Source organism: Metallibacterium sp. (genome assembly GCF_054637675.1).
This window is the reverse complement of sequence record NZ_JBTSRB010000002.1, coordinates 112,414-135,487: the sequence shown is the minus strand read 5'-3', so window position 1 is coordinate 135,487 and position 23,074 is coordinate 112,414. Positions and strand designations below refer to the sequence as shown.

The 23,074-nt window shown below is 70.2% G+C and carries 18 protein-coding genes; 15 read left to right on the top strand and 3 right to left on the bottom strand.

From position 1 onward, the window contains the following. Positions 1 to 11 precede the first annotated feature (11 nt). The 8 genes from erpA to ACYDAT_RS01310 all read left to right on the top strand — a co-directional run bounded on the left by erpA (position 12) and on the right by ACYDAT_RS01310 (position 9,740). Positions 12 to 380 (top strand): iron-sulfur cluster insertion protein ErpA, encoded by a 369-nt coding sequence (gene erpA / locus ACYDAT_RS01345; protein WP_461439050.1) that lies wholly within the window; start codon positions 12 to 14, stop codon positions 378 to 380. Continuing rightward, a complete protein-coding gene (gene nudC / locus ACYDAT_RS01340) occupies positions 377 to 1,276 on the top strand; it encodes an NAD(+) diphosphatase (protein WP_461439051.1) in 900 nt (299 codons plus the stop codon). Before erpA ends, nudC begins: the two co-directional genes overlap by 4 nt. Before the next feature lie 120 nt (positions 1,277 to 1,396). Beyond that, the gene (locus ACYDAT_RS01335) at positions 1,397 to 2,263 is read left to right on the top strand and encodes a beta-lactamase induction protein (RefSeq protein WP_461439052.1); all 867 of its coding nucleotides are present in this window, start codon (positions 1,397 to 1,399) and stop codon (positions 2,261 to 2,263) included. 91 nt (positions 2,264 to 2,354) lie between these two features. Next, the gene (locus ACYDAT_RS01330; RefSeq protein ID WP_461448256.1) at positions 2,355 to 2,633 is read left to right on the top strand and encodes a hypothetical protein; all 279 of its coding nucleotides are present in this window, start codon (positions 2,355 to 2,357) and stop codon (positions 2,631 to 2,633) included. 192 nt (positions 2,634 to 2,825) lie between these two features. Next, on the top strand, positions 2,826 to 4,547 hold the full coding sequence (locus ACYDAT_RS01325) for a sensor domain-containing diguanylate cyclase (protein WP_461439054.1): 1,722 nt from the start codon (positions 2,826 to 2,828) through the stop codon (positions 4,545 to 4,547). Positions 4,548 to 4,656: 109 nt separating this feature from the next. Further along, positions 4,657 to 5,706 (top strand): glycosyltransferase family 9 protein, encoded by a 1,050-nt coding sequence (locus tag ACYDAT_RS01320; protein ID WP_461448255.1) that lies wholly within the window; start codon positions 4,657 to 4,659, stop codon positions 5,704 to 5,706. Positions 5,707 to 5,799: 93 nt separating this feature from the next. Continuing rightward, entirely contained in the window at positions 5,800 to 8,325 is a 2,526-nt protein-coding gene (locus ACYDAT_RS01315; RefSeq protein WP_461448254.1) for a DNA topoisomerase I, read from the top strand. 56 nt (positions 8,326 to 8,381) lie between these two features. Continuing rightward, entirely contained in the window at positions 8,382 to 9,740 is a 1,359-nt protein-coding gene (locus ACYDAT_RS01310) for an AMP-binding protein (RefSeq protein WP_461448253.1), read from the top strand. 29 nt (positions 9,741 to 9,769) lie between these two features. Here the strand turns inward: ACYDAT_RS01310 and ACYDAT_RS01305 are convergent, their stop codons facing one another. Next, positions 9,770 to 13,528: an EAL domain-containing protein gene (locus tag ACYDAT_RS01305; RefSeq protein ID WP_461448252.1), complete on the bottom strand. Its 3,759-nt coding sequence runs from the start codon at positions 13,526 to 13,528 to the stop codon at positions 9,770 to 9,772. A 257-nt stretch (positions 13,529 to 13,785) separates the two neighbouring features. Between ACYDAT_RS01305 and ACYDAT_RS01300 the strand changes: the two genes are divergently transcribed. The 3 genes from ACYDAT_RS01300 to purD all read left to right on the top strand — a co-directional run bounded on the left by ACYDAT_RS01300 (position 13,786) and on the right by purD (position 16,516). Then, the gene (locus ACYDAT_RS01300; protein ID WP_461448251.1) at positions 13,786 to 14,430 is read left to right on the top strand and encodes a class I SAM-dependent DNA methyltransferase; all 645 of its coding nucleotides are present in this window, start codon (positions 13,786 to 13,788) and stop codon (positions 14,428 to 14,430) included. A 2-nt stretch (positions 14,431 to 14,432) separates the two neighbouring features. Next, the gene (locus ACYDAT_RS01295) at positions 14,433 to 15,104 is read left to right on the top strand and encodes an SDR family NAD(P)-dependent oxidoreductase (RefSeq protein ID WP_461440614.1); all 672 of its coding nucleotides are present in this window, start codon (positions 14,433 to 14,435) and stop codon (positions 15,102 to 15,104) included. A gap of 128 nt (positions 15,105 to 15,232) precedes the next feature. Continuing rightward, a complete protein-coding gene (gene purD, locus ACYDAT_RS01290) occupies positions 15,233 to 16,516 on the top strand; it encodes a phosphoribosylamine--glycine ligase (protein WP_461448250.1) in 1,284 nt (427 codons plus the stop codon). Positions 16,517 to 16,830: 314 nt separating this feature from the next. Here purD and dprA read toward each other — a convergent pair whose 3' ends face one another. Beyond that, a complete protein-coding gene (dprA, locus tag ACYDAT_RS01285) occupies positions 16,831 to 17,961 on the bottom strand; it encodes a DNA-processing protein DprA (RefSeq protein WP_461448249.1) in 1,131 nt (376 codons plus the stop codon). A gap of 136 nt (positions 17,962 to 18,097) precedes the next feature. Then, positions 18,098 to 19,246, bottom strand: a complete 1,149-nt coding sequence (locus ACYDAT_RS01280; RefSeq protein ID WP_461448248.1) for a LysM peptidoglycan-binding domain-containing protein — start codon at positions 19,244 to 19,246, stop codon at positions 18,098 to 18,100. A gap of 216 nt (positions 19,247 to 19,462) precedes the next feature. Here ACYDAT_RS01280 and def point away from each other — a divergent pair, with 216 nt between their 5' ends. From def to ACYDAT_RS01260, 4 genes are all read left to right on the top strand, one after another. After that, complete coding sequence (def, locus tag ACYDAT_RS01275; protein WP_461448247.1) at positions 19,463 to 19,972, top strand: peptide deformylase; 510 nt, start codon at positions 19,463 to 19,465, stop codon at positions 19,970 to 19,972. A gap of 17 nt (positions 19,973 to 19,989) precedes the next feature. Continuing rightward, entirely contained in the window at positions 19,990 to 20,925 is a 936-nt protein-coding gene (gene fmt / locus ACYDAT_RS01270; RefSeq protein WP_461441772.1) for a methionyl-tRNA formyltransferase, read from the top strand. Then, positions 20,922 to 22,241 carry a 16S rRNA (cytosine(967)-C(5))-methyltransferase RsmB gene (gene rsmB, locus ACYDAT_RS01265; protein ID WP_461441771.1) on the top strand — a complete coding sequence of 440 codons (1,320 nt, stop codon included), beginning with the start codon at positions 20,922 to 20,924 and terminating at the stop codon, positions 22,239 to 22,241. Before fmt ends, rsmB begins: the two co-directional genes overlap by 4 nt. Positions 22,242 to 22,324: 83 nt before the next feature. Next, a complete protein-coding gene (locus tag ACYDAT_RS01260) occupies positions 22,325 to 22,999 on the top strand; it encodes a DUF4124 domain-containing protein (RefSeq protein WP_461440037.1) in 675 nt (224 codons plus the stop codon). Positions 23,000 to 23,074: the final 75 nt, after the last annotated feature.

The following is a 23,074-nucleotide window of genomic DNA, read 5'->3' as shown; positions in this document are numbered from 1 at the left end:
GCATGTTGATTATGGATATTGCGATCGCCACTCCTGATTACCGCAGTGCCGAGCACCCGCTGGGCTTTACTGCGGCGGCCGCGCAGAAGGTACGCGAGCTGATCACCGAGGAAGGCAACCTCGCGCTCAAGCTGCGCGTGCATATCTCCGGCGGCGGCTGCTCGGGCTTCCAGTACGGCTTCAGTTTCGACGAGCAGCAATCCGACGACGACTACGTGCTGGAGCGCGACGGTGTCGCCCTGCTGGTCGATCCGCTGTCGCTGCAATACCTCGCCGGGGCCGAGATCGATTACCGCGAGAATCTCAGCGGCGCGCAGTTCGTGATCCGCAATCCCAACGCGCGCACCACCTGCGGCTGCGGTTCCTCGTTCTCGGTGTGAACGCAAGCCAGCGTTCGGCGCGCAATGCCTACGCCGGGCTGGGTCTTGATCGCGCGCACACGCGCCGCAGCGACGCCGTCTGGCTGACCAGCGCGCGTGAAGACGCGTGCACGCGCTTCGTGTTGACCCTGCCGGATAGCAAACTGTGGGCCAACGCCACGGGCGACGGCCTGCAATGGCTCGATGCCGCCGCGCTGGATACCGCGCAGCGCGCGCACGCCAGCCTGCTCGGTCTCGATGAAACCGGCGTGGCTTATTTCCAGATCGCCAGCGCACAGCCGCCGCAAGAGCCGGGACAGGCGCTGGGCCTGCGCGCGCTGGCCGCCGGCGCCGATGCCTTCCACGCCGGCCTCGCCGCCTACGCCGCGGCACTGGCGCACTGGCAGCGCACCAGCCGCTACTGCCCGGCCTGCGGTGCCGCCACCGAGCACGACGATGGCGGCCATCGCGCGCGCTGCCCGCAGTGCGGCCTGAGCCAGTTTCCGCGCACCGATGCGGCGGTGATCGTGCTGGTCGAGCACGCCGACGCGGCGCTGCTGGGGCGCAAGCCGGGATGGCCGCGCGGACGCTTTTCCACGCTTGCCGGCTTCGTCGAGCCGGGCGAGACGCTGGAAGACGCCGTGCGCCGCGAAATCGCCGAGGAATCCGGCGCCGTGATCCGCGCCTGCGACTACCATTCCTCGCAACCGTGGCCGTTTCCGGCTTCGCTGATGCTCGGCTTCACCGCGCAGGCCGCCTCGCGCGCGCTGGCCGCCGGCGATGGCGAACTGGCCGAAGTGCGCTGGTTCACGCGCGCCGAGCTGCGCGCCGGACTGGCCGATGGCGGTCTGAGCCTGCCGCCTGGTTTTTCGGTGGCGTATCACCTGATCGCGGACTGGCTGGAGCAAGCGCACTGAGCGCGCGGTAGTGCTCGCCGCGCGCTACACGCCGGGGATATTGCCCGGGTCGCGTGCACGCCCACTGAGCACGATGACAGGCCACGTGATTACAATCACGCCTCATACCAAGGAGTGTCCATGGCGCTGAAGCTGCTCGCCGTGCTGCTGGCCCTGCTCCTGGCGCGCAGCGCTCCGACCCTGTTGCACCTGCGCAGCTTCGGCTGGCTGAAGCCCTGGCTGCGCGCCACGAGCAGCACGCGTACGGGCGTTGTGCTCGCGGTGCTGCTGCCAGCGGTGCTGGTCGGAGTGATCGGCTACGCACTGCTGGGACGCTGGCTGGGCGTGTTGTGGCTGGCGTTCGCGCTGGTGACCCTGTTGTGGACGCTGGGTCCGCGCGAGATGGAAGCCGACCTCGAAGAACTGCTCAACGCCGCCGAGGGCGAGCCGCGCGCGGCCGCGCTGCAGAACTTCGGCGATGGCAGCGATGTCCCGCTGTCGTGGAGCGCGTCCAGCGTGGTCGGCGCCGGTATCAACGCCGCGCTGCGGCGCCGTTACGCGGTGCTGTTCTGGTTCTTCATGCTCGGTCCGGGCGGCGCGCTGCTGTACCGACTGGCGCGACTGGCCGCCGGCGCGGGTGGCCACGCTGTCGAGCTGCCCGCCACGCAGCAGGACTTCGCGCGACGCATGGCCGCGGCGCTGGAATGGCCACCGGCTCTGCTGATGGTGCTGGCGATGGCACTGGTGTCCAATTTCGATGCCGTACTCGGCAGCCTGCGCGCCTGGCACAATGAACCAGGCCGCAATTGGCTGGGACTCGACCCGAATTTCCTGCCCGCCATCGCCGTGGCCGGGGTCAACGCCGACGTCGAGGCCGGCGACGGCTACGCCGTGGACGCCACCGACGTGGCCGGTGAGCTGGAAGACCTCGCCCATTTGCTCAACCGCGTGCTGATCATATGGCTGGTGTTGGCCGCGCTGCTGGTGCTGGGTAGCTGGATGGCTTGAGGGCCGAGTGTGCGCCGCGTCGCGGCATGGCGGACAAGCGCCCATCGCCACCAGCGGCGATACCAGCCACGCGCCGTGCGCGCCGCTGGCCATGGCCACGCCGTCGGCGACCATGCCCGGCGGAATCGCCAGCGCGGTCGTGATTTCCACCAGACCGTTGCCGCCGATCCGCGCGCGCGGGTCGAGCACGCGCGGCGGGATCGAATACTTGATCGGCGCGAACACGCTCGCATGCACGCCCATCAGAAACAGCACCAAGCACAGCAACCGGATGCTGTGCAGCCAGAAGCCCAGCGTCGCCAGCAGCGTCGCCGCGACACCTGGAATCCGACCAGGATCGGCGTGGCCTGACGCAATGCGTTGTCGTTGAACGCGCCCCCGGCATGGGTTGGGAAATACGGCAGAAAGCGGCGCTGGCGCAACAATCGGAATCGGAATCGGCTCATGACGATGCAGCCTGGCAGGCGCATGCGGCGCTACCGCGACCCGACACCACAGCCACAACGCAGCAGATCGCGCACGCGCGGCCGCTATCCGTGGCGGACGCTTGTAGGCTAGCCACATGCCGCATCGTCGAACCGGTTCACTCGCTCGTCGCAACGCCGCGGTGCTGCTGCTGTTCGCGCTGCTGCCGGCACTGCTGCTGGGATTGGCGCTGAGCGCTTGGTATGGCCGCGCCGATGCGCGTCATGCCGCGGCGATGCTGCGCAGCATGGCCGATGGCTCCGAGCTGGCGCTGCGCGGTTATCTGGCGCGCAACCGCGACGCCGTGGCCACCCTCGCCGCTGTTCCCACGCTGCGCGCGCAGTTCGACGCCAGCACCCTGCAACCGCGCCTGCGCCTGCTGCGCCAGATGCATCCCGGCATGCTGACCACGTTCGGCGCCGCGCCCGACGGCCAGATGCTGATCGCCGCGCCGGCGCGCGACGCCGCCGGGCGCGCCGACTACTGGCGCGGCGTCAACCTGGCTGATCGCGATTATTTCCGCGCCGCGCTGCGCAACCGCGCGGCATCCGTCTCGGGCATGTTGCACAGCCACGGCCATGGGCAAGGCATGCTGATCGGCATCGCCGCGCCGGTGTTCGATGCCCATGGAAAACTGCTCGGCGTGGTCGGCGCGGCGCTTGATGCGGACAAACTGCAGGCCGATCTCGACCACCTCGCTGGCCCGCGCGATGCGTTGGCGCTGCTCGACCCGCAGGGCCGCATCGTTGCCGCCAGCGCGGCGCTGCATGTGCGGCGCGGCGCCATGGCCCACGACAATCGCACGCTGCGCCACGCCCTGGCCCTGCCCGTGGGTCACGTGGCCGATGTCGATCCCAGCCCGTGGCGGGAACAACGTGGCCTGCGCGAAACCCTGCCGCGGGGCTGGCAGGTACTGGCGCTGGGGCCGCGGCAGTTCTTCGCCCACGCGTTGCTGCTGGCACTGGGACTGCTGGCACTGCTGCTGCTCGCCATGGCGCTGACCTTGCGCCTGCTCATACGCAACACCACGCGACGGCTGCTGGCGCCGGTGCATGCCCTGGCCGAGGAATTGGCGCGCTTCGACCCCGGCAGCGCCACCGAGCTGCCGCCCGGCGTGCGCGATGCGCCGTACGAATTGCAGCCTATCGTCGACGCGCTGGAAGCGCATGTTGCGTTGATCCAGGAGCTGCTGACGCAACGCGAGGAAACCCTGGCCGAGCGCGAACACGAGATCGAGCAGCGCACGCGCGAACTGCGCCGCGCCGTGGCCGCGCTGGGCGAGAGCGCACGCACCGATGCGCTGACCGGACTGACCAATTACCGCGGTTGGCGCGAACTGGCCGAGAGCCTGTGGCGCGAGGCGCAAGACGGCCACAGCGAGATCGCCGCGATCGCCTGCGACATCGACCACTTCAAGGCCTACAACGACACCTACGGCCACCCCGCCGGCGATGAATGCCTGCGCCGCGTCGCCACCGCGCTGCGCGAAACCCTGGGCAGCGCCGCGCGCGTGCTGGCGCGCAGCGGCGGTGAGGAATTCATGGCGCTGTTTCTGCCCGCACCGCGTCGCCGCGCCCAGGAACTGGCCCTGGCCGCGCGCGCCGCGGTGGCCGCGCTGGCCATTCCCCACAGCGGCAGCGCACCTGGCCACGTCACCCTGAGCCTGGGTTTCAGCGTGATGCTGGCCGACCCGGATGCGCGTCTGGACGTGTTGCTGCGCGCCGCCGATCTGGCCTTGTACCGCGCCAAGCGCAACGGCCGCGACCAGGTCGCCGAGCTGTCGGTCAGCGCGTTGCAGAAACTGCGCAACGAGGAGTAGCGCTGGCGGCACGCGGCTTGTGCTGCGCGCGCCGCTCATGGCCCGCCGCAGCGCAGCGTCGCGTGCTGCTGCTAGGCTGCGCGCCCCGCCGCCGCTGACTCGCATCCCCATGCCCACTGCTCCGCCCCGTCCGCTCGTGGTGCGCTTCGGCGCGCTCGGCGACATGGTGTTGCTGACCCCGTTGCTGGCGCTGCTGCGGCAACGCTACGGCGTGGCGCCGGACGTGCTCAGCGCGGGCGCATGGACGCCGTCGCTGTACGCCGACCACCCCGACGTGCACCAGATGCTGCTGCTGGGCAGCCGCAAGCGCCCGTACTGGAGCGATCCGCGCCAGTGGCGCGCGGTGGCGCAACTGCGCGCCACGGGTCCGCGCCCCGTCTATGTCTGCGACGAACTGGCCACGGCGCCGCTGGCGCGGCTGCTGGCGCGCGCCGGCTTTGCCGCGGATGAGGTGCTGTGGGTGGGCGCACACCGCGAGTGCGCGCGCCCGCACTGGGTCGATCGCTGGCTGGCCTTCGGCGTGCTGGATGCGCCGCGCTGGCCCGGCGCTGCCCAAGCCGCGGTGGCCGCCGCGCCGCGGTTGCTCGTCAGCGCGGCCGCGGCGGCCGACTGCGCGGCGTGGTTGACGGCACGCGGCTTCGGCGCGCGGCCGCTGTTGCTGCTGCACGCGGGCAACAAGCGCACGCTCAAGCGCGGCGGCGCGCGCGGACGGCTGGGCGACAGCAAGGCCTGGCCCGATGCGCGCTGGGTGGCTCTGCTGCGGGCCATGCACGCGCGCGTTCCCGAAGCCGTCATCCTGCTCACCGGCACCCCGCCCGAACAGCCCTGGCTGCGGCGTCTGGCGCGCGCCAGCGGCCTCGCTGCCGCGCAAGCCATCGGTGACGATCTGCCCCTGCCGCGCCTGCTGGCCCTGCAAGCGCGCGCCACGGGCATGATCAGCGTGGACACCGGCCCCGCGCACAGCGCCGCCGCGCTGGGCTGCCCGCTGCTGGTGCTGTACGGTGCGGCCAGCGCCGCGGCGTGGCTGCCGCGCTCGGCGCAAGACAGTCCGGTGCTGTGGCGCGGCGGCGCCGATGCCGGTTGTCAGCGCCTGCTCGAGACCTCGGTGGAGGAGGCCGTCGCGGCCTGGCAGGTACTGCCGCTGCGCACGCCGACTTGACAGCGCGCCGGCGCTGACCCCCAGACTAAATAAGGAGCGTGCGGTTTGGGCGCTGCTGGCAGCGCCTCCGCAATCCTTTATCCGAGTGCATCCATGGCCAAGAACCTACTCATCGTCGAATCGCCCGCCAAGGCCAAGACGATCAACAAATACCTCGGCAAGGATTTCGAGGTGCTGGCCTCCTACGGCCACGTGCGCGACCTGGTGCCCAAGGAAGGCGCGGTCGATCCCGAGCACGGCTTCGCCATGCGCTATGCTTTGATCGAGAAGAACGAGAAACACGTCGAAGCCATCGCCCGCGCCGCCAGCAAGGCCGAGGCGATCTACCTCGCCACCGATCTGGATCGCGAGGGCGAGGCGATTTCCTGGCACATCAGCGAGATCCTGCGCGAACGCGGCCTGCTCGAAGGGCGCAGCGTGCAACGCGTGGTGTTCAGCGAGATCACGCCGCGCGCCATCAAGGACGCCGTGGCCAAGCCGCGCGCGCTGGCGCAGGATCTGGTCGATGCGCAGCAGGCGCGGCGCGCGCTGGATTACCTGGTCGGCTTCAATCTGTCGCCAGTGCTGTGGCGCAAGGTGCAGCGCGGGCTCTCGGCCGGGCGCGTGCAGTCACCGGCGCTGCGCATGATCGTCGAGCGCGAGGAGGAAATCGAAGCCTTCAAGACGCGCGAATACTGGTCGCTGGACGCACAACTCGCGCACGCGGGCGTCGCGTTCACGGCGCGGCTGAGCAAACTCAAGGGCAAGAAGTTCGAGCAGTTCGATATCACCGACGCCGCCACCGCGCATGCCGCGCGCGCCGCGCTGCTGGCCGCGGCCGGCGGCGCGCTGGTGGTCAGCGAAGTGGTGTCGAAAGAGCGCAAGCGCCGCGCCGCGCCGCCGTTCACCACCTCGACCCTGCAGCAGGAGGCCGCGCGCAAGCTCGGCTTCGCCACCAGCCGCACCATGCGCGTGGCGCAGGGCCTGTACGAGGGCGTGGCGTTGGGCATTGAGGGCAACGTCGGCCTGATCAGCTACATGCGCACCGATTCGGTGAGCCTCTCCGCCGAGGCGCTGGGCGAGCTGCGCGAGGTGATCGCACGCGAGTTCGGCGCGCACGCGCTGCCGGAAAAACCCAATTTCTACCAGAACAAATCCAAGAACGCGCAGGAGGCGCACGAGGCCATCCGCCCGACCTCGGCGCTGCGCACGCCCAAGTCGGTGGCGGCATTTCTCAATGACGACCAGCGCAAGCTGTACGAGCTGATCTGGAAGCGCGCGGTGGCCAGCCAGATGATCCCGGCCACGCTCAACACGGTCAGCGTGGATCTGGCCTGCGGCGCCGACAACGCGTTCCGCGCCAGTGGCACCACCGTGGTCGACCCCGGTTTTCTGGCGGTGTACGAGGAAGGCCGCGACCAGAAGTCGGACGATGACGACGAGCAAGGCAAACTGCCCGCGCTGGCCGCCGGCGCGCGCGTGCCGCTGGCCGACATCCTCGCCGAGCAGCATTTCACCGAGCCGCCGCCGCGCTACTCCGAGGCCTCGCTGGTGAAGACGCTGGAGGAATACGGCATCGGCCGGCCCTCGACTTATGCCAGCATCATCCAGGTGCTGCTGGCGCGCGAATACGTGCTGCTGGACCAGCGCCGCTTTCGTCCCACCGATGTCGGCCGCGCGGTGGGCAAGTTTCTCAGCCAGCACTTCACCCAGTACGTCGATTACGACTTCACCGCGCGCCTCGAGGATGAACTCGATGCCATCGCGCGCGGCGAGGAAGCCTGGGTGCCGCTGCTGGAAAAATTCTGGACACCGTTCAAGCGCCTGGTCGATGACAAGACCGAATCGGTCGAGCGCAGCGAAGCCACCGGCGCGCGCGAAATCGGTATCGACACGGTCAGCGGCAAGCCGGTGAGCGTGCGCCTGGGCCGCTACGGGCCATTCGCGCAGATCGGTCGCAAGGAGGACGGCGATACGCCGCGCTATGCCTCGCTGCGTCCGGGGCAGAGCATGCATACCATCGCGCTGGCTGATGCGCTGGAGTTGTTCAAGCTGCCGCGTGTGCTGGGCGATTCACCGCAGGGCGAAGCGGTCAGCGTGGGCATCGGCCGCTTCGGGCCGTTCGTCAAGCAGGGCGACACCTACGCCTCGCTGGGCAAGGAAGACGATCCGTACACGATCGACCTGGCGCATGCGCTGGCGCTGGTGCAGGCCAAGCACGAGGCCGCCGCCAACCGCGTGATCAAGGATTTCGGCAACGGCGTGCAGGTGCTCAACGGCCGCTACGGGCCGTACATCACCGATGGCGACAAGAACGCGCGCATCCCCAAGGAGCGCGAGCCGGCCAGCCTCGGCGCCGAGGAATGCGCGGCGCTGCTGGCGGTGGCGCCGTTCCGGCCAAAACGCGGTGCCGCGCGCAAGAACACCAAGGCCGCGCCCGCGAAGAAGGCCGCCGCGAAAAAGGCTGTTCCGGCGGCAGCGCAGGCCGCGCCGATGCGCAATCGCGCAGCCAGCGTCAAGAAAACCGCGGCGCGCAAGACGGTCACGCCGCAATCGACGCCACGCAAGGCGACCGCGGCCAAGACCGCCATAACCAGGCGCGCACCGACCAAACGCGCGTCACCAAGCCCCGGCGATTGAACATGCACGCGCGCAACCATGCCGATCGGTCTGTCAGTGGACGCGGCTGAACCGCCATGTCGACCGCATCGCCCGCCAACGCATCCGACGCCGCGTACCTGCCCTGGCTGGCCGGCGAGGCGACGCGCGCGCTGATCTGGCGCGGCGGCGCAACCATCAACATGGGCGCGTTCGCAGCACAGGCCGAAACCGTGGCCGCGGCGCTGCCCGAGTCGGCCAGCGCGATCATCAATCTGTGCGCCGGGCGCTACGCGTTTCTGCTGGCCTTCGCCGCCGCGCTGCGCGCCGGCCTGCCCACGCTGCTGCTGCCAACGCGCACGCACGCGGCGCTGGTCGAGGTCCGGCAGGCTTGGCCGGGCGCGCTGGCGCTGCACGAGCCGGGTACCGCGCATGAGTTTGGCGGCCTGCGGCTGGACGCGCTGGGCACCACGCCCGCGTCCGCTGCCGCACCGCGCAACCTGCCGCTGCTGGATGCCGCGCGCGTGGTGCTGGTCGGCCACACCTCGGGTTCCAGTGACGCGCCGCAGCCGCAGCGCAAGAGCCTGCGCGCGCTATGGGCCAGCAACGCCGCCAACCAGGCGCGCCTCGCCGCGGAGCTGGGCGCGCGATTCAATATCGTCGCCACGGTGCCGCCGCAGCACATGTACGGCATCGAGATGAGCGTGCTGCTAGCGTTGCTCGGCGGCGGCGCGGTGGCCGACGCGCAACCATTGTTGCCCGCCGATGTCGCCGCCGAACTGCGCAAGCTGCCCGCGCCGCGCTTGCTGGCGACCACGCCGCTGCACCTGCGCGCGCTGCTCGATGCCGGCCTGGAGCTGCCCTGCGAGGCCATCGTTTCGGCTACCGCGCCACTGGATGCCGCGCTGGCGCGCGCCGCCGAAGCACGTACCGGCGCGCCGCTGATCGAGGTGTATGGCGCCACCGAAACCTGCGTGGTGGCCACGCGGCGCACCGCGCACGAACAACTGTGGACGCCCTACCCCGGCGTCAGCGTGCAGCCCGAGCCCGACGGCGTGCGCATCGAGGCACCGCAATTGTCCGCGCCGGTGCTGCTGGGCGATCTGGTCGAGCGCGCCGCGGATGGGCGCTTCCTGCTCGCCGGGCGCGTCGGCGATCTGATCGAGATCGCCGGCAAGCGCGCCTCGCTGGTCGATCTCACCCGCCGCTTGCTGGCGATACCCGGCGTCGAGGATGCCGTGATCATCCAGCACGAGGACGCCGACGCCGGCGGCGTGCGCCGCCTCGCCGCGCTGGTGGTCGCGCCCAGCGCCAGCGACGCCGCGATCATGGCCGCGCTGCGCGCCAGCTTCGACCCCGCGTTCCTGCCACGCCCGCTCAGGCGCGTGCCGCGCCTGCCGCGCAACGCGCTGGGCAAGCTGCCGCGCGCGGCGCTGCTGGACCTGCTGCGCGGCTGAGGCGCGGGTCAGCGCCGCGCGGTGGAAGCTCAAGTGGTGCGAGCGAGCGCGACTTCCTCGGCGCATACCTGCGCGATCAGCACTTTGATGAAGTGCGTGCGCGACGCGCGATAGTCCGCGCTGCGCGGCCCCTGATGCGCGGCGCCGTGCATGGCGTCGTGCGCGCTGATCAGCGTCGCATTCGCCGCGCCGTGCTGCGCGAGATACGCGCCGACCAGACACGGCGCCTCGGCGATGCGCTGCCAGCCGGCGCGGTCTTCCGCGAATTGCTCGAAGCGCTCCTCCCACAGCAGCGTGCCGGCCAGCGCGCCCAGCGCGGTGCGCGGCGCGTGCGCATCGAAGGACCAGTGGAACTGCGCCAGCAGTTCCGGCAGCGCGGCTGCCGCACAGGGTCGCGCCAGCGCGTAACCCTGGCCGAAATCCGCCCCCAGCAGCAGCGCTGCCTCCACCAGGCCGGCGGTTTCTAGTCCCTCAACCACGACCTCGATGCTCAGCGCCTGCCCGAGCAAGGTGAGCTGGCGGATGAAGCGCAGCGTGCGCAGCGGGTCGGCGGCCACGTCGCGCACCAGGGTCTGGTCGATCTTGACGCGATCGAACGGCCATTGCCGCAATCGCGCCAGCGAACTGTGCCCGGCACCGAGATCATCCTCGGCCATGCGCACGCCCAGCGCCTTGAACGCCAGCATGCCGGCCACGGCGCTGCCCAACGCGTGCTCGGCCTCGCTGGCGTTCTCCAGAATCTCCAGCAGCAGCGCGCGCGGCGGACAATTGCTGACACCGAGCGCGGCGGCGGTGGCGGCGGCGTAACGCGGGTCATACAGCGCCGCGGGTGGCAGGTTGACGGTGATATCGAGCGCGTGGCCGGACGCGGCCAGCGTCGCGCGTTGCGCCAGCGCCTGACGCAGACCTTCGCGGAACAGGCGCAACAGATCGTCCGCGTTCAGCGCCGGCAGAAAGCGCCCCGGCGCCAACAGGCTGCCATCGACATCACGCAGGCGCGCCAGCGCCTCCAGCTCGACCACGCGGCCCTGCGCCAGCGCGAAGATGGGTTGGTAGTGCATCTCCACGCCATCACCGGCGAGGCGCTCGCGCCAGCGCTCACGCAAGGTGAATGGCAGCACCTCGGTGCCGGGTCGATCCGGCGCCAGCCGCGCCAGGGCCAGATCGAGCAGGGTCTTGAGCTGCGCGACGAAGGCCTGCTGCGCGTCGCCGGAAAATCCGCCCGGGTAGCGGCTGTACAGCACCAGCAACGCCAGCGGCGCGCCTGGCTTCGGCCCCAGCGGCAACACCACGCTGGAGCGCACGCCCACCTTCAGGGCGAAATCGCGCCATGGCGCCATGGCCGGATCGGTGGCGTAATGCAGGCAGCGCTCGATGCCGCCGCTGCGCCAGGCGCGGCCGCTGGGTCCGCGTCCCATCGCGCTGTCGGCATCGGCGGTGATCGCCATCACCTCGCCATGCGCGAGCGCGCGCAGATAGTCGGCGAAGGCCGTCCCGCCGACTGCCTCGTAGGCGAAACCGCCCTTGGCGTCGGGCCGACCGACGCTGCAGGAAATGATTTCGTCGTGACGCGCCAGCGTATCCACCACGCCCTGCATCAGCGACGCGTAGCCGTCGGACGACCAGGCGAGCGCGCTGATCCGCGCGATCAACGCGTCGCGCTCGCGCTGCATGGCGCGCATGCCCTCGAGCTGCCATTGGCGATCCTGCGCCAGGCGCCGGTGCAGCACCAGCAACGCGCGCCGATCGCGATGCACGTAGCGTCCCAGCGCGGCATCGAGCGCCTCACGCAGACGTTCGACGCTGTCCGACAACCACACCGTCTCGATGCCGCAACCGGCATGCGCGCGCCCGGCATGCTCGGCCACCGTGCGATGCGTCGAGGCATCCAGATCCGGGCGCAGCAGCAGGCGCAGATGATCGCGTTGCTTGTCATGCAACGCGGCCAGCTCGTTTGCCGGCAGGATCTGCAGCATGCGCGCCGGCTCCGGCATCTGCCCCAGCTCGATGTAGAACGGCTCGACCACGGCTTCCAGCGTGCCCTGCGCCGCGGCGGAGAGCGTCCGCAGCAGACGCACCGCGGATTCGCCATAGGGCTGCAAATCGGTCGCCTCGTGCTCGCTGGGCGTGCTTTCGGCATTCGCGACGGGCGGCGGCAACGCCCACCAGCGATGCGCCTCGTGCTTGTGCGTCTTGACGTGATACATGGCCTGATCGGCGCGGCGCAGCAACTGTTCGCCGGTGTCGTCCGCGTGCAGCGGAAACAACGCCATGCCGAGGCTGGCGTGCAGCACGATCTGCCGGTCATCAATCTGGCAAGGCCGCTCCAGCGCCAGACGCACCCGTTCCAGCAGCGGTTCGAGATCCTCGATGCGCGCCAGATCCTCGAACACCAGCACGAACTCGTCGCCGCCAAGCCGGGCCACGTAATCCTCGTCGCGCATCGCGCCGCGCAACTGCTCGGCCGCGGCCAGCAGCAAACGGTCGCCGACAGCATGTCCCATGCGCTCGTTGACCGGCTTGAAGTCATCGAGATCCAGCATGCCCACGGCCACCAGCAGGTGATGACGGCGAGAGCGCGCAAGCGCACCTTCCAACTGATGTTCGAGCGCGCGGCGATTGGGCAAGCCAGTCAGCGCGTCGTGCAGGGCCAGATGCGCCTGCCGCTCGCGTTCGCGCGCCAGTGCTTCGCGCTGTGCGTATTGGCGCAGCGCCAGCCCGGCGGCGTTGGAGATTTCGTCAAGCAGCGAGCACAGCTCGACATCGAACGTATCGGCCTCGCGCGCGATCACCGCGAACACGCCGCTGGGCGCGAGCGTGGCGGCCGCATCGACCACTGGTGGCGTACCGAAAATCGGCCAGCATCCGACCGCGCCCATCTGCGCCAGCGGCGGTTGGTGCCAATTCTCCGGAATCGACGCATCCTGCGCGGATTGCACGCGCACGAACGGTTGCCCCTGGCTGAAGGCGCGTGTCGGGCCGGGCACCACCACACCTTGCGGCGCGCGCGGCGGAATGGATACGCCGCGGATCGCCTCGGCCATGGGGCCGGCCAGCGCCATGCGCCGTAGCAGCGCGCCGCCATCGTCAGCGAACACATCCACGGCCTGGGCGCCAGCGATATCGACGAGCACCGCGGCCAGCGTCCGGTAGATGGCCTCGGGATCGGGCTGCGCCAGCAAGGCCTGCTGAATCGTGCGTTGCGCGGTGCGATAGCGGCGCAGGCGCTGCTCGCGATCGAGCAGTGCCTGGTGATCCCAGAAGCGCGCGATCTCCTCAATCAGGCGCTGCGCCCAGTCCAGCAGGTCATCACCCAGGAGTGTGCGCGAGTCGCCATAAACGCACAGCGCCAGCTTCGCGCCGTCCGCGACCGGCGCCACCGCGGCCAGACTGGCGCCCAAACCATGGCGCCGCGCGGCCTCTCGCCACGGCGCAAACTCCGGCGCGTCGGTGCGCGTGAGGCGTGGACGACCATCGCGCAAAGCCCGACCCACGGGTCCGTGCGCGCTGGGCATGGCGGGGTCGATATTCAGCAAAAGGTTTTGTGCGTAACTCTTCGCCGATCCGGCGGCGCCCAGTATCTGGATTTCACTGCCGCCCGCAGGCAGCAGGCCGACCCACACCAGCGGCAGGTCCATCACGCGCGTGAGCGTGGCGGCGATTTCGACCATTGCGGCTTTGCGATCCCGGCCAGGCGACGGCCGCAACTGCGTCAGCGTTTCCGCGACGCTGCGATAAAAACGCGCGCGCAACGCCTCGGCGCGATGCAGTGCGACTACCTCATCCATCGCCATGACTCCGCCTTGAATCCACGGGTGACCCATTATCAGCACCCCCGCCATGCGCGGACCCACGGGCAGGAGGATGCAGCGAGTGCAATGCTTGCCGACCAGCCATGATGATCAAGCCTGCACCTTGATTTCGGCCAAGGCAAGGACCAGCTTGAGGAAAACTTGGCATCGCGCGGACCTTTATTCGCACGTCCTGCGATGAAGTCATCGTGCCGATCCCCGCCGCACACCCCAACCCATCCCGGAGTCACCCCATGTCCAGCCTCTTGCAAGACTCGAATCGCCAACGCTTCGACACCATCGCCGCGGATTGGGACGACTCGCCCATGCGCCGCGCCATGGCCGGCGGCGTGGCCGCAGCCATCGCCGCCGCGGTGCCGCTGCAAGCGCAGTGGCAGGCGCTGGAATACGGCTGCGGCACCGGCCTGGTCGGCGCGCAACTGGCGCCGCGGCTGCGGCATCTGCTGGCCTGTGATCTGTCGCCCGGCATGCTGGCGGTACTCGATGAAAAAGCCCGCGCCGCCGGCCTCGACAATCTGCACACGCGCGTGCTCGATCTGACCCGCGAGGCACCACCGGCGCAGCGCTTCGATTTGATCTTCAGCAGCATGACCCTGCACCACATTCCCGATGTGCCCGCGTTGCTGAAGGTTTTCCACGGCATGCTGGTGCCTGGTGGCTGGGTGGCGCTGGCCGATCTCGACGCCGAGGACGGCAGCTTCCACAACCCCGACGTGCCCGGCGTGGCGCATCATGGTTTCGAGCGCGCCGAACTCACGCGCTGGCTGCAAGCGACCGGCTTCCGCGACATCAGCGCGCGCACCGCGCATACCGCCGAGAAAACCCGCGCGGGCAAGACCGCGCAATACCCGATTTTCCTGATCACCGCGCGGCGCTGAGCATGGCCGCGCCCGCGCAGCTCTGGATCGCCGGCTACGGCCCCGGCCTGGGCGCGGCGCTGGCGGCGCGCTTCGCGCGCGAGCACTGGCGCGTGCTGGCCCTGTCGCGCAGCGCGCCCGAACCAGCGCTGGCGAATGGCGCGCACGTTGCGCTCGACCTGCTGGCCGCTGACGGCGCGGCGCGGCTTGCGCAACTGATCGTCGAACACGGTGCGCCGCGCGTGCTGGTGTACGACGTCGGCGTGTTTCGGCGCGCAGCGTTCGCGGCGTTGCGCGAGGACGATTTCCGCGCCTGCTGGGAAGGCATGGCGCTGGGCGCGTTTCGCGTGGCGCAAGCGGTGCTGCCGGCGATGACGCAAGCCGGCGGCGGCACGCTGATTTTTTCCGGCGCCACCGCCAGCCTGCGCGGCGGCGCCGAGTTCGCCGCTTTCGCCAGCGCCAAGTTCGCGCTGCGCGGGCTGGCGCAGGCGCTGGCGCGCGCCTACCAGCCGCGGGGTGTGCACGTGGCGCACACGATTCTGGATGGCGTGCTGGCCGACAGCGCGCGCGCCGGGCAATACGCGGCGCGGCTCGATCCCGCCGCCGTGGCCGATGCGTATTGGCACCTGACGCAGCAGACGCCGGGCGCATGGACGCACGAGCTGGACCTGCGTGGCGCCGACGAACCGTTCTGATGGGCGACACGGTGTTGATCGTCGGCGCGGGGCTGGCGCATGCACTGCATCGTGGCGCGCGCGTGTGGCCGCGCGGCGCACGCTGAGCGCACCGCTACAATCGCGTTTTGCGCACGCGGAGCGAAGTGATGAAGGTGCTGGTGATCGGCGATGGCGGCCGCGAGCACGCGCTGGCCTGGAAGCTGGCGCAGTCGCCGCGCGTGCGCGAGGTGGTCGTCGCGCCGGGCAATGCCGGCACCGCGCGGGAGCGCCGCGTGCGCAACGCGCCGGTCGCGGCCACCGATATCGATGGCCTGCTGGCGCTGGCGCAATGCGAGGGCATCGCGCTGACCGTGGTCGGCCCCGAAGCGCCGCTGGCGTTGGGCGTGGTCGATCGTTTCCGCGCCGCCGGGATGCCCTGTTTCGGCCCGCGCCGCATCGCCGCGCAACTGGAAAGCTCCAAGGCCTTCGCCAAGGATTTCCTTGCACGTCACGCCATCCCCACCGCGCACTACGCGGTGTTCACCGACCTCAAGCTGGCGCTGGAGCACGTGCGCCGCCACGGCGCGCCCATCGTGATCAAGGCTGACGGCCTCGCCGCCGGCAAGGGCGTGGTGGTGGCGCTGACCCTCGGTGATGCCGAGCAGGCGCTGCGCGACATGCTCGGCGGCCACGCGCTGGGCGCGGCCGGCGCGCGCGTGGTGATCGAGCAATTCCTCGAAGGCGAGGAAGCCAGCTACATCGTGCTGTGCGATGGCACGCACGCGCTGCCGCTGGCCTCCAGCCAGGACCACAAGCGCCGCGATGATGGCGACTTCGGCCCCAACACCGGCGGCATGGGCGCGTACTCGCCGGCGCCGGTGCTGACGCCCGCGATCGAGCAGCGCGTGCTGCAGACCATCATCCGCCCGACGCTGGCCGGCATGGCCGCCGAGGGCGCGCCGTTCATTGGTTTTCTGTACGCGGGGCTGATGATCGACGACGCCGGCGAGGCGCGCGTGCTGGAGTACAACGTGCGCATGGGCGATCCGGAAACCCAGCCGCTGCTGCTGCGCCTGCGCTCGGATCTGCTCGATCTGATCGAGGCCGCGCTCGATGGTCGCCTCGAGCAGATCGACGTGGAGTGGGACTCGCGCCCGGCGCTGGGCGTGGTGCTGGCCGCGCACGGCTACCCCTGCGCGACGCGCAGCGGCGATGTGCTCACGGGTCACGACACGCAGTTCGCGCCAGAGGTGAAGATCTTCCATGCCGGCACGCAGCTCGACGCGCAGGGTCGCGTGCTGGCCAGCGGCGGCCGTGTGCTCAGTGCCTGCGCGCTGGGCGAGTCACTGGCCGCCGCGCGCAGCGCCGCCTACGCCGCGCTCGCGCACGTGCATCTCGACGGTGGCTTTTATCGCCACGACATCGGTTTTCGCGCGCTGCATCGCGATTGAGCGCAACCAGGAAAAGCGCAGCAGATCTGCATGCGCCAAAGACACTGCGCGCAACGCGAGCTGTGCGCGGTCTGCAATTGCATTGCATGACGTGTCCATCCAAATCTGGAAAACCGCCATGCAAATCGCCAAATGCGGCAACAGCGTTATCGCGCGCTCCGGGAAACAAACCGCACCGACGACGCGAACGTATCAGAAATAGCAAGTTGCACCAGTCGTTGTTTTCCTGGACATGGCACGCGCAGGTCTTGAGGCGGGCCGCGCCGTGAGCGGCGCGCGCTTGGCCTTGCGGTCGCGCATTGCCGAAATCCGGCTCAACCGGGCAGACGCTGCCACAGCCCGCCGGCGGCGCGCGCGACGCGGCCTTCCAGTTCCAGCAGGCCCAGCGCCGCGGCGGCGGCGGCGACGGGTTGATCCATGCGCAAGGCCAGGGTTTCCAGCGCCACCGGCGCGTGACCCAGCGCGGCCAGCCAGCGCGTGGCATCGCGATCCAGCGTGGCGATCGCGACGGATGTAGCGCTGACGTCGGCGTCTTGCGCCAGGCGCTCGGACAGGCGCAGGCCTTGCGCGCTGATCGCCGGGCGCAGCGCATCGAGGATTTCCTCGGCGCTTTCCACCAACTGCGCGCCTTCGCGGATCAGGCGATGACAACCGCGCGCCAGCGGATTGGCGATGGAACCGGGCAGGGCGAACACCTCACGCCCCAGCGTGGTGCCGGCGTGCGCGGTGATCAGCGCGCCCGAGCGCTGTCCGGCCTCGACCACCAGCACGCCCAGCGCCAACCCGGCCAGCACGCGATTGCGCATGGGAAAATGCGCCGCGCGCGGCGTCGTGCCGGGCGGAAACGCGCTGACCAATGCGCCGCGCGCGACGATGCGCGCGGCCAGCTCGCGGTGCCGCGCCGGATACACCACATCGCCGCCGGTGCCGACCACGGCCACGGTGCCGCCGGCGCTGTCCAGCGCGCCGGCATGCGCGGCGCCGTCGATGCCGGCGGCGAGTCCGCTGCTGATGGTCAGCCCGGCCGCGCCCAGTTGCGCGGCGAAGCGGCGCGCGTGCGCCAGACCCTCAGGCGTGGCCGCGCGCGCGCCGACGATGGCGAGCTGCGGCAGCAGCAGACGCGCGCCGTCGCCGCGCACGAATAGCGCCGCGGGTGCGCCGGGGCAGGCATCGAGCTGCGGCGGGAAATCGGCGTCGCGGCAAGTGAGCAGATGCTGGTCGGGCTGCTGCAGCCAGTGCAGATCGGCCGCGATGCGCGCGCGCTCGGGTGCGCGCAACCAGGCGCGCGCGGCGTCCGGCAACGCCGCCGGTGGCGTGCGGCGCAGACGTGCCAGCAGCGCCGCGGCGCTGCCGTCGCGCGCCAGCAACGCGCGCAGGCCGGCGCCACCCAGCGCGGGCGTGCGCAGCAGAATCAGCCAGGCTTCGTGTTCGGCGTCAACACTCATGCGCGACAGTGTGCGGATCGCGCCGCGCAGCGCGTGCCGGCGTGCGCTGTCGGCGCCTGCCTACAGCATGCGCGCGCGCGCCGAAAACGCGCGCGCCCTCGCGAGGAGGGCGCACGGGATACGTGGGATCGAATCCTTACTGCGGCAATTCGAGCTTGGCGCCCAGCTTGACCGGGCCTTGCGCGTCCATCACCAGGCCGTAGCTGACGTGATCGAAGGTGCGGAAGATCATCACGTGGCCGACGAGCTCGGACGGCAGGGTGACGCGCTTGCTGAAAGTGTGATCGAAGCTGGATGACTCGACGTCGTTGATGATGCGCTCGCCTGGCTGCCAGATGGCGTAGGTCTGGCCGTTCCTCACGCCCTCCTCGCTGCCGGCCGACAACGCCACCACCTGCTTGGAGCCCACCGCATTCATGGCGGCGTTGAAGGCGATCACGCGCATGTTCGGTGGCAGCGTCTTGGGCGCGTGCGGGTAGTAGTTGCTGTCGTAGGGATGGGTATCCAGCGGCAGGATGCGATCGCCCTTGCGGATCTCCATGATCGAGGATTGCAGCAGCGTGGTGACGGGTTCGCCGGGCTTGTTGATGCGCAACACCGCGATGGTGCCAATCACCTGCGCCTCGTAGCCCAGCGTGTGGCCCTTGCCGAACAGCCCGTAGCCGGTGGTGTTGCGGTGCCAGGGGCCGTCGTACTGGGTGACGTTGTCATCAAGATCCTGCGCGATCTGGTCGCGGCTGCCGGCGTCGGCATTGAAGGTGGTGAACACGTGCGTGGGGCGTACCACGGCGAAACGCTCGCCGGGCTTGGCATCCTGCAAGCCCATCACGTAGATGAACTGACCGGGCACGCCGCGCAACTGGTCTTGCTCGAAGCCGACCACGTACGGAGCCTTGGTCAGCATGTCGCGATGGTTGAACACGCGCAGATCGACCAGGTAGGTCTGCATCTCGGACAGCGGGATCGGCTGCACCGCCTCGTTCAGCGGCATGGCGATCACGCGCGGCCTGAGCACCAGCGAGGGCTCGCCGTTGCCCATGTAGTCCAAGCTGATCACGTCACCAGGATAAATGTGGTGCGGGTTGTGGATCTGCGGGTTGGCCTGCCACAACTCCGGCCACAGCCAAGGCTTGTTGAGAAAGTGGGCGGCGATGCTCCACAGCGTGTCGCCCTTGCGCACCACGTAGGTGTCGGGGTGACCGTGACGCAGCATGTTGCTGCCACCGGCATAGGCCGCGAAGGCGATCATCACGCCGGAAAGAAGCGCAAGCGATTTCTTAAGCATGGCTGGCAATTCCCCGTTCCCCTTAGGGTTTTAGCAGTGTAACACGCACTCGAACCGACTCCGACAGCACGGCTGGCACGACCACACATCACGGCATTCGCCCGATGAAACAACCGATCAGGCGCGGCCCGCGCGGCGTGCTTACAATAGCCGCAGCCGCAGCGGCGTGCTTGTGATCGGCTCCGCGATCCGCATCTCCGCTTGGGAGGCATCGCCATGGCCAAGCTTGAAATCCTCGAATTCCCCGATCCGCGCCTGCGCACCGTGGCGCAGCCGGTCACGCGTTTCGACGCGGCGCTGGCGCAGTTGGTGCGCGACCTGTTCGAGACCATGTACGCCGCACCGGGCATTGGTCTGGCGGCAACCCAGGTCAATGTGCACCAGCGCGTGCTGGTGTGCGACGTCAGCGAGGATCACGACCAGCCGCTGGCCCTGGTCAACCCGCGCATCCTCGCCCAGGATGGCGCGCAGACCTATCAAGAGGGCTGCCTGTCGGTGCCCAGCATCTTCGCCGATATTGATCGCGCGCTGACGGTTACCGTCGAGGCCGAGGATGTCGAGGGCAAGACCTTCACCCTGGAAACCAGCGATCTGCTGGCGGTGTGCATCCAGCACGAGATGGATCACCTGCAGGGCAAGCTGTTTGTCGATTACCTCTCGCCGCTCAAGCGCGAGATGGTGCGCCGCAAGCTGGACAAGCGGCACCGCCAGGCCGCCACGGCCTGAGCACGCAGCGCGCCCCTGTGCGGCTGGCGTTCGCCGGAACGCCAGCCTTCGCCCTGCCCTGCTTCGCGGCGTGTCGCAACGCACCGGGTACACAACTGGTGGGCGTCTGGACGCAGCCCGACCGGCCGGCCGGACGCGGGCGCGCGCTGGCCACCAGCCCCATCAAGCAGGCCGCGCTGGCGGCGGGCGTGGCGGTGTTCCAGCCCGAATCGCTCAAAACGCGCGCGGCGCAGGCGCAGCTTGCGGCGCTGGCGCCCGATCTGCTGCTGGTCGTGGCCTACGGCTTGATTCTGCCGCGCGGGGTGCTGGCGATTCCGCGCCACGGTTGCTGGAACGTGCACGCCTCCCTGCTGCCGCGCTGGCGCGGCGCGGCGCCGATCCAGCGCGCACTGCTGGCCGGCGACACGCAAACCGGCGTGTGCCTGATGCAGATGGAGGCCGGCCTCGACACCGGTCCGGTGCTGCTGACGCGGCGCACACCGATCCTCGCCGAGGACACCGGCGGCAGCCTGCACGATCGTCTCGCCGCGCTGGGCGGCGAAGTGCTGGGCATCGGCCTGGCGCGACTGCTCGCCGGCACCTTGCCAGCGGCGCAGACGCAGGCCACGGCGGGCGTGAGTTACGCGCACAAGCTGGACAAGGCCGAGGCCATGCTCGATTTCAGCAAGCCCGCGATCGAACTGCAGCGCCAGGTGCGCGCCTTCGATCCGTGGCCGGTGGCCGCGGCCGAGATCGCCGGCGAGCGCGTGCGCGTGTGGCGCGCGCAGGCGCTGCCCGCGAGCGCGGCTGCCGACGTCGCGCCCGGCAGCGTGCTGGACGCGACGCGCGCGGGCATTGATCTGGCCGCCGCCGCCGGCGTGCTGCGCGTGACCGAACTGCAGCGCGCCGGCGCGCGCCGCATCAGCGCCGCCGATTACCTCAACGCACGGCCCGAACTGCGCGCGCGCCGATGAGTACCGTCACCCCGGCCGACACCCGCGCCGTCGCCGCGCGCGCGCTCGCCGAGATCGCGCTGGACGGTCGATCCTTGCGCGAGGTGCTGGCGCGGCAATTGCCGCAACTGCCGCAGTCGCGCGAGCGCGCCTTCGCCAGCGCGCTGGTGTACGCCGGCGCACGCGGCTGGCTGCGCTGGAACGCGGCGCTGCCACGACTGCTGCAAAAACCGCTGCCGCGACGTCTCGGCGCGCTGCAGGCGCTGCTGGTGCTGGGCCTGACGCAGGTGGAAGACCTCGGCGTGCCCGCCCACGCGGCGGTCGCGGCCACGGTGGACGCGGCGCGGGCGCTGGGCCACGACGCGCAACGCGGATTGGTCAACGCCGTGCTGCGGCGCTGGCTGCGCGAGCGCGACGCATTGCTGGCGCGACTCGACGCGGATGCGGTCAGCCGCGCGCGCCTGCCCGACTGGCTGCTGCAAGCGCTGCACGCGGACTGGCCCGCGTACGCCGCGTCCATCATCAGCGCCAGCAATGCCGAGGTGCCGCCGACGTTGCGCGTCAACAGCGCGCGCGGTAGCCGCGCGGACTATCTGCAATGCCTCGCCGCCGCCGCCATCGACGCGCAAGCGCACGCCTGGATCGACAGCGCGGTAACGCTGGCGGCCTCGCTCGATGTCACCCAGTTGCCGGGCTGGTTCGAAGGCTCGTGCGCCGTGCAGGACGGCGCCGCGCAACTGGCCGCCAGCCTGTTGGATGCACCGACCGGCGCGCGCGTGCTGGATGCCTGCGCCGCGCCCGGCGGCAAGGCCTGCCACATCCTCGAACGCAGCGCGGTGCAACTGACCGCGCTGGAGCTGGCGCCGGCGCGGCTGACGCGCGTGCGCGACAACCTCGCGCGCCTGCGCCTGCACGCCGAATTGCGCGTGGGCGACGCCACGCAACCGGCGGCGTGGTGGGATGGCGTGACGTACACGCACATCCTGCTCGATGCGCCGTGCTCGGCCACCGGCGTGCTGCGCCGCCAGCCCGACGTGCGCCTGCATCGCCGCGCCAGCGATCTGCCCGCGCTGATCGCGCAGCAACGCGCGCTGCTGGATGCGCTGTGGCCACTGCTGGCACGCGGCGGCACGCTGCTGTACGCAACCTGCTCGATCCTGCGCGGCGAAAATGCCGCGCAAGCCGCGGCATTCCTGGCCGCGCACGGTGATGCCGAAGCACTGCCCATCACTCTGCCGGCCGGCCGCGCCGATGGTCCCGGCTGGCAGATCCTGCCCGGAGAGGATGGCCTCGACGGCATGTTCTACGCGCGCCTGCGCAAGCGCACCACGTGCTGAAGTCGTGCAGCACGCCACTTCCGCAAGGCGACAGCGCGGCTACACTGCTGCGCGTGCCCATACTGATATCCAGGAGCCTGCTCGTGATCCAGACCCCACCGCGACTGCTGCGCCGCCTTGCGCCGGCATTGGTGCTGGCCCTCGGCTTGGCGGCCAGCGGCATGGCGCTGGCCGCCGTCGTCACCGGCCCAGTGCAGTACCGCTGGCACGATACCCACGGCAATCTGCATTTCAGCGACACGCTCAGCGCCGACGCCATCGCGCGCGGCTACGACATCGTCAATGCGCAGGGCGTGGTGGTGCAGCACGTACCCAGCCCCGCCGAGCGCCGCGCCGAGGAAGCCGCCGCGCGCGCGCAGGCCAAGCTTGAGGCCGCACGTGCACGCCAGCAGGCCGTCGACGCGCAACTGCTGACCGCTTATCCAACCGAGGCCGACCTGCGCAAATCGCTGGAAGCGCAGGTGAGCAACGTCACCCAAGCCATGCGCGCCACCGAAATCAACCTGCAGAGCCAGGAAAGCAGCCTCGCCGACATGCTGCAGCGCGCCGCCGAGATCGAGCACGAGAAAAAACCCGTGCCGCTTTATCTCACCCACGACATCGCCCAGCAGCGCGCGGTGGTCGAACAACAGCGCCTGGCCTGGCAGCGCCAGCAACAGCAGCGCGACGCGGCGCGGGCGGCGATCGCGCCGCAACTGGCGCGCTACCGCCAGATCAAGCAGCAGCAACAGGCGCAGGCCAACGCGCAGATGCCCTAGAAACGGGGGTGGGGAACGGGATGGGCAGCGGCGAAAAAGCGCCATGCTCCTTGCCGAGTCCCGAGTCCCGAGTCC

Coding starts and splice junctions, on each gene's coding strand:
- erpA (WP_461439050.1), top strand. CDS start 12: ATGGATATTGCGATCGCCACTCCTGATTACCGCAGTGCCGAGCACCCG.
- ACYDAT_RS01335 (WP_461439052.1), top strand. CDS start 1,397: ATGGCGCTGAAGCTGCTCGCCGTGCTGCTGGCCCTGCTCCTGGCGCGC.
- ACYDAT_RS01330 (WP_461448256.1), top strand. CDS start 2,355: ATGGCCACGCCGTCGGCGACCATGCCCGGCGGAATCGCCAGCGCGGTC.
- ACYDAT_RS01325 (WP_461439054.1), top strand. CDS start 2,826: ATGCCGCATCGTCGAACCGGTTCACTCGCTCGTCGCAACGCCGCGGTG.
- ACYDAT_RS01320 (WP_461448255.1), top strand. CDS start 4,657: ATGCCCACTGCTCCGCCCCGTCCGCTCGTGGTGCGCTTCGGCGCGCTC.
- ACYDAT_RS01315 (WP_461448254.1), top strand. CDS start 5,800: ATGGCCAAGAACCTACTCATCGTCGAATCGCCCGCCAAGGCCAAGACG.
- ACYDAT_RS01310 (WP_461448253.1), top strand. CDS start 8,382: ATGTCGACCGCATCGCCCGCCAACGCATCCGACGCCGCGTACCTGCCC.
- ACYDAT_RS01305 (WP_461448252.1), bottom strand. CDS start 13,528: ATGGATGAGGTAGTCGCACTGCATCGCGCCGAGGCGTTGCGCGCGCGT.
- ACYDAT_RS01300 (WP_461448251.1), top strand. CDS start 13,786: ATGTCCAGCCTCTTGCAAGACTCGAATCGCCAACGCTTCGACACCATC.
- ACYDAT_RS01295 (WP_461440614.1), top strand. CDS start 14,433: ATGGCCGCGCCCGCGCAGCTCTGGATCGCCGGCTACGGCCCCGGCCTG.
- purD (WP_461448250.1), top strand. CDS start 15,233: ATGAAGGTGCTGGTGATCGGCGATGGCGGCCGCGAGCACGCGCTGGCC.
- dprA (WP_461448249.1), bottom strand. CDS start 17,961: ATGAGTGTTGACGCCGAACACGAAGCCTGGCTGATTCTGCTGCGCACG.
- ACYDAT_RS01280 (WP_461448248.1), bottom strand. CDS start 19,246: ATGCTTAAGAAATCGCTTGCGCTTCTTTCCGGCGTGATGATCGCCTTC.
- def (WP_461448247.1), top strand. CDS start 19,463: ATGGCCAAGCTTGAAATCCTCGAATTCCCCGATCCGCGCCTGCGCACC.
- rsmB (WP_461441771.1), top strand. CDS start 20,922: ATGAGTACCGTCACCCCGGCCGACACCCGCGCCGTCGCCGCGCGCGCG.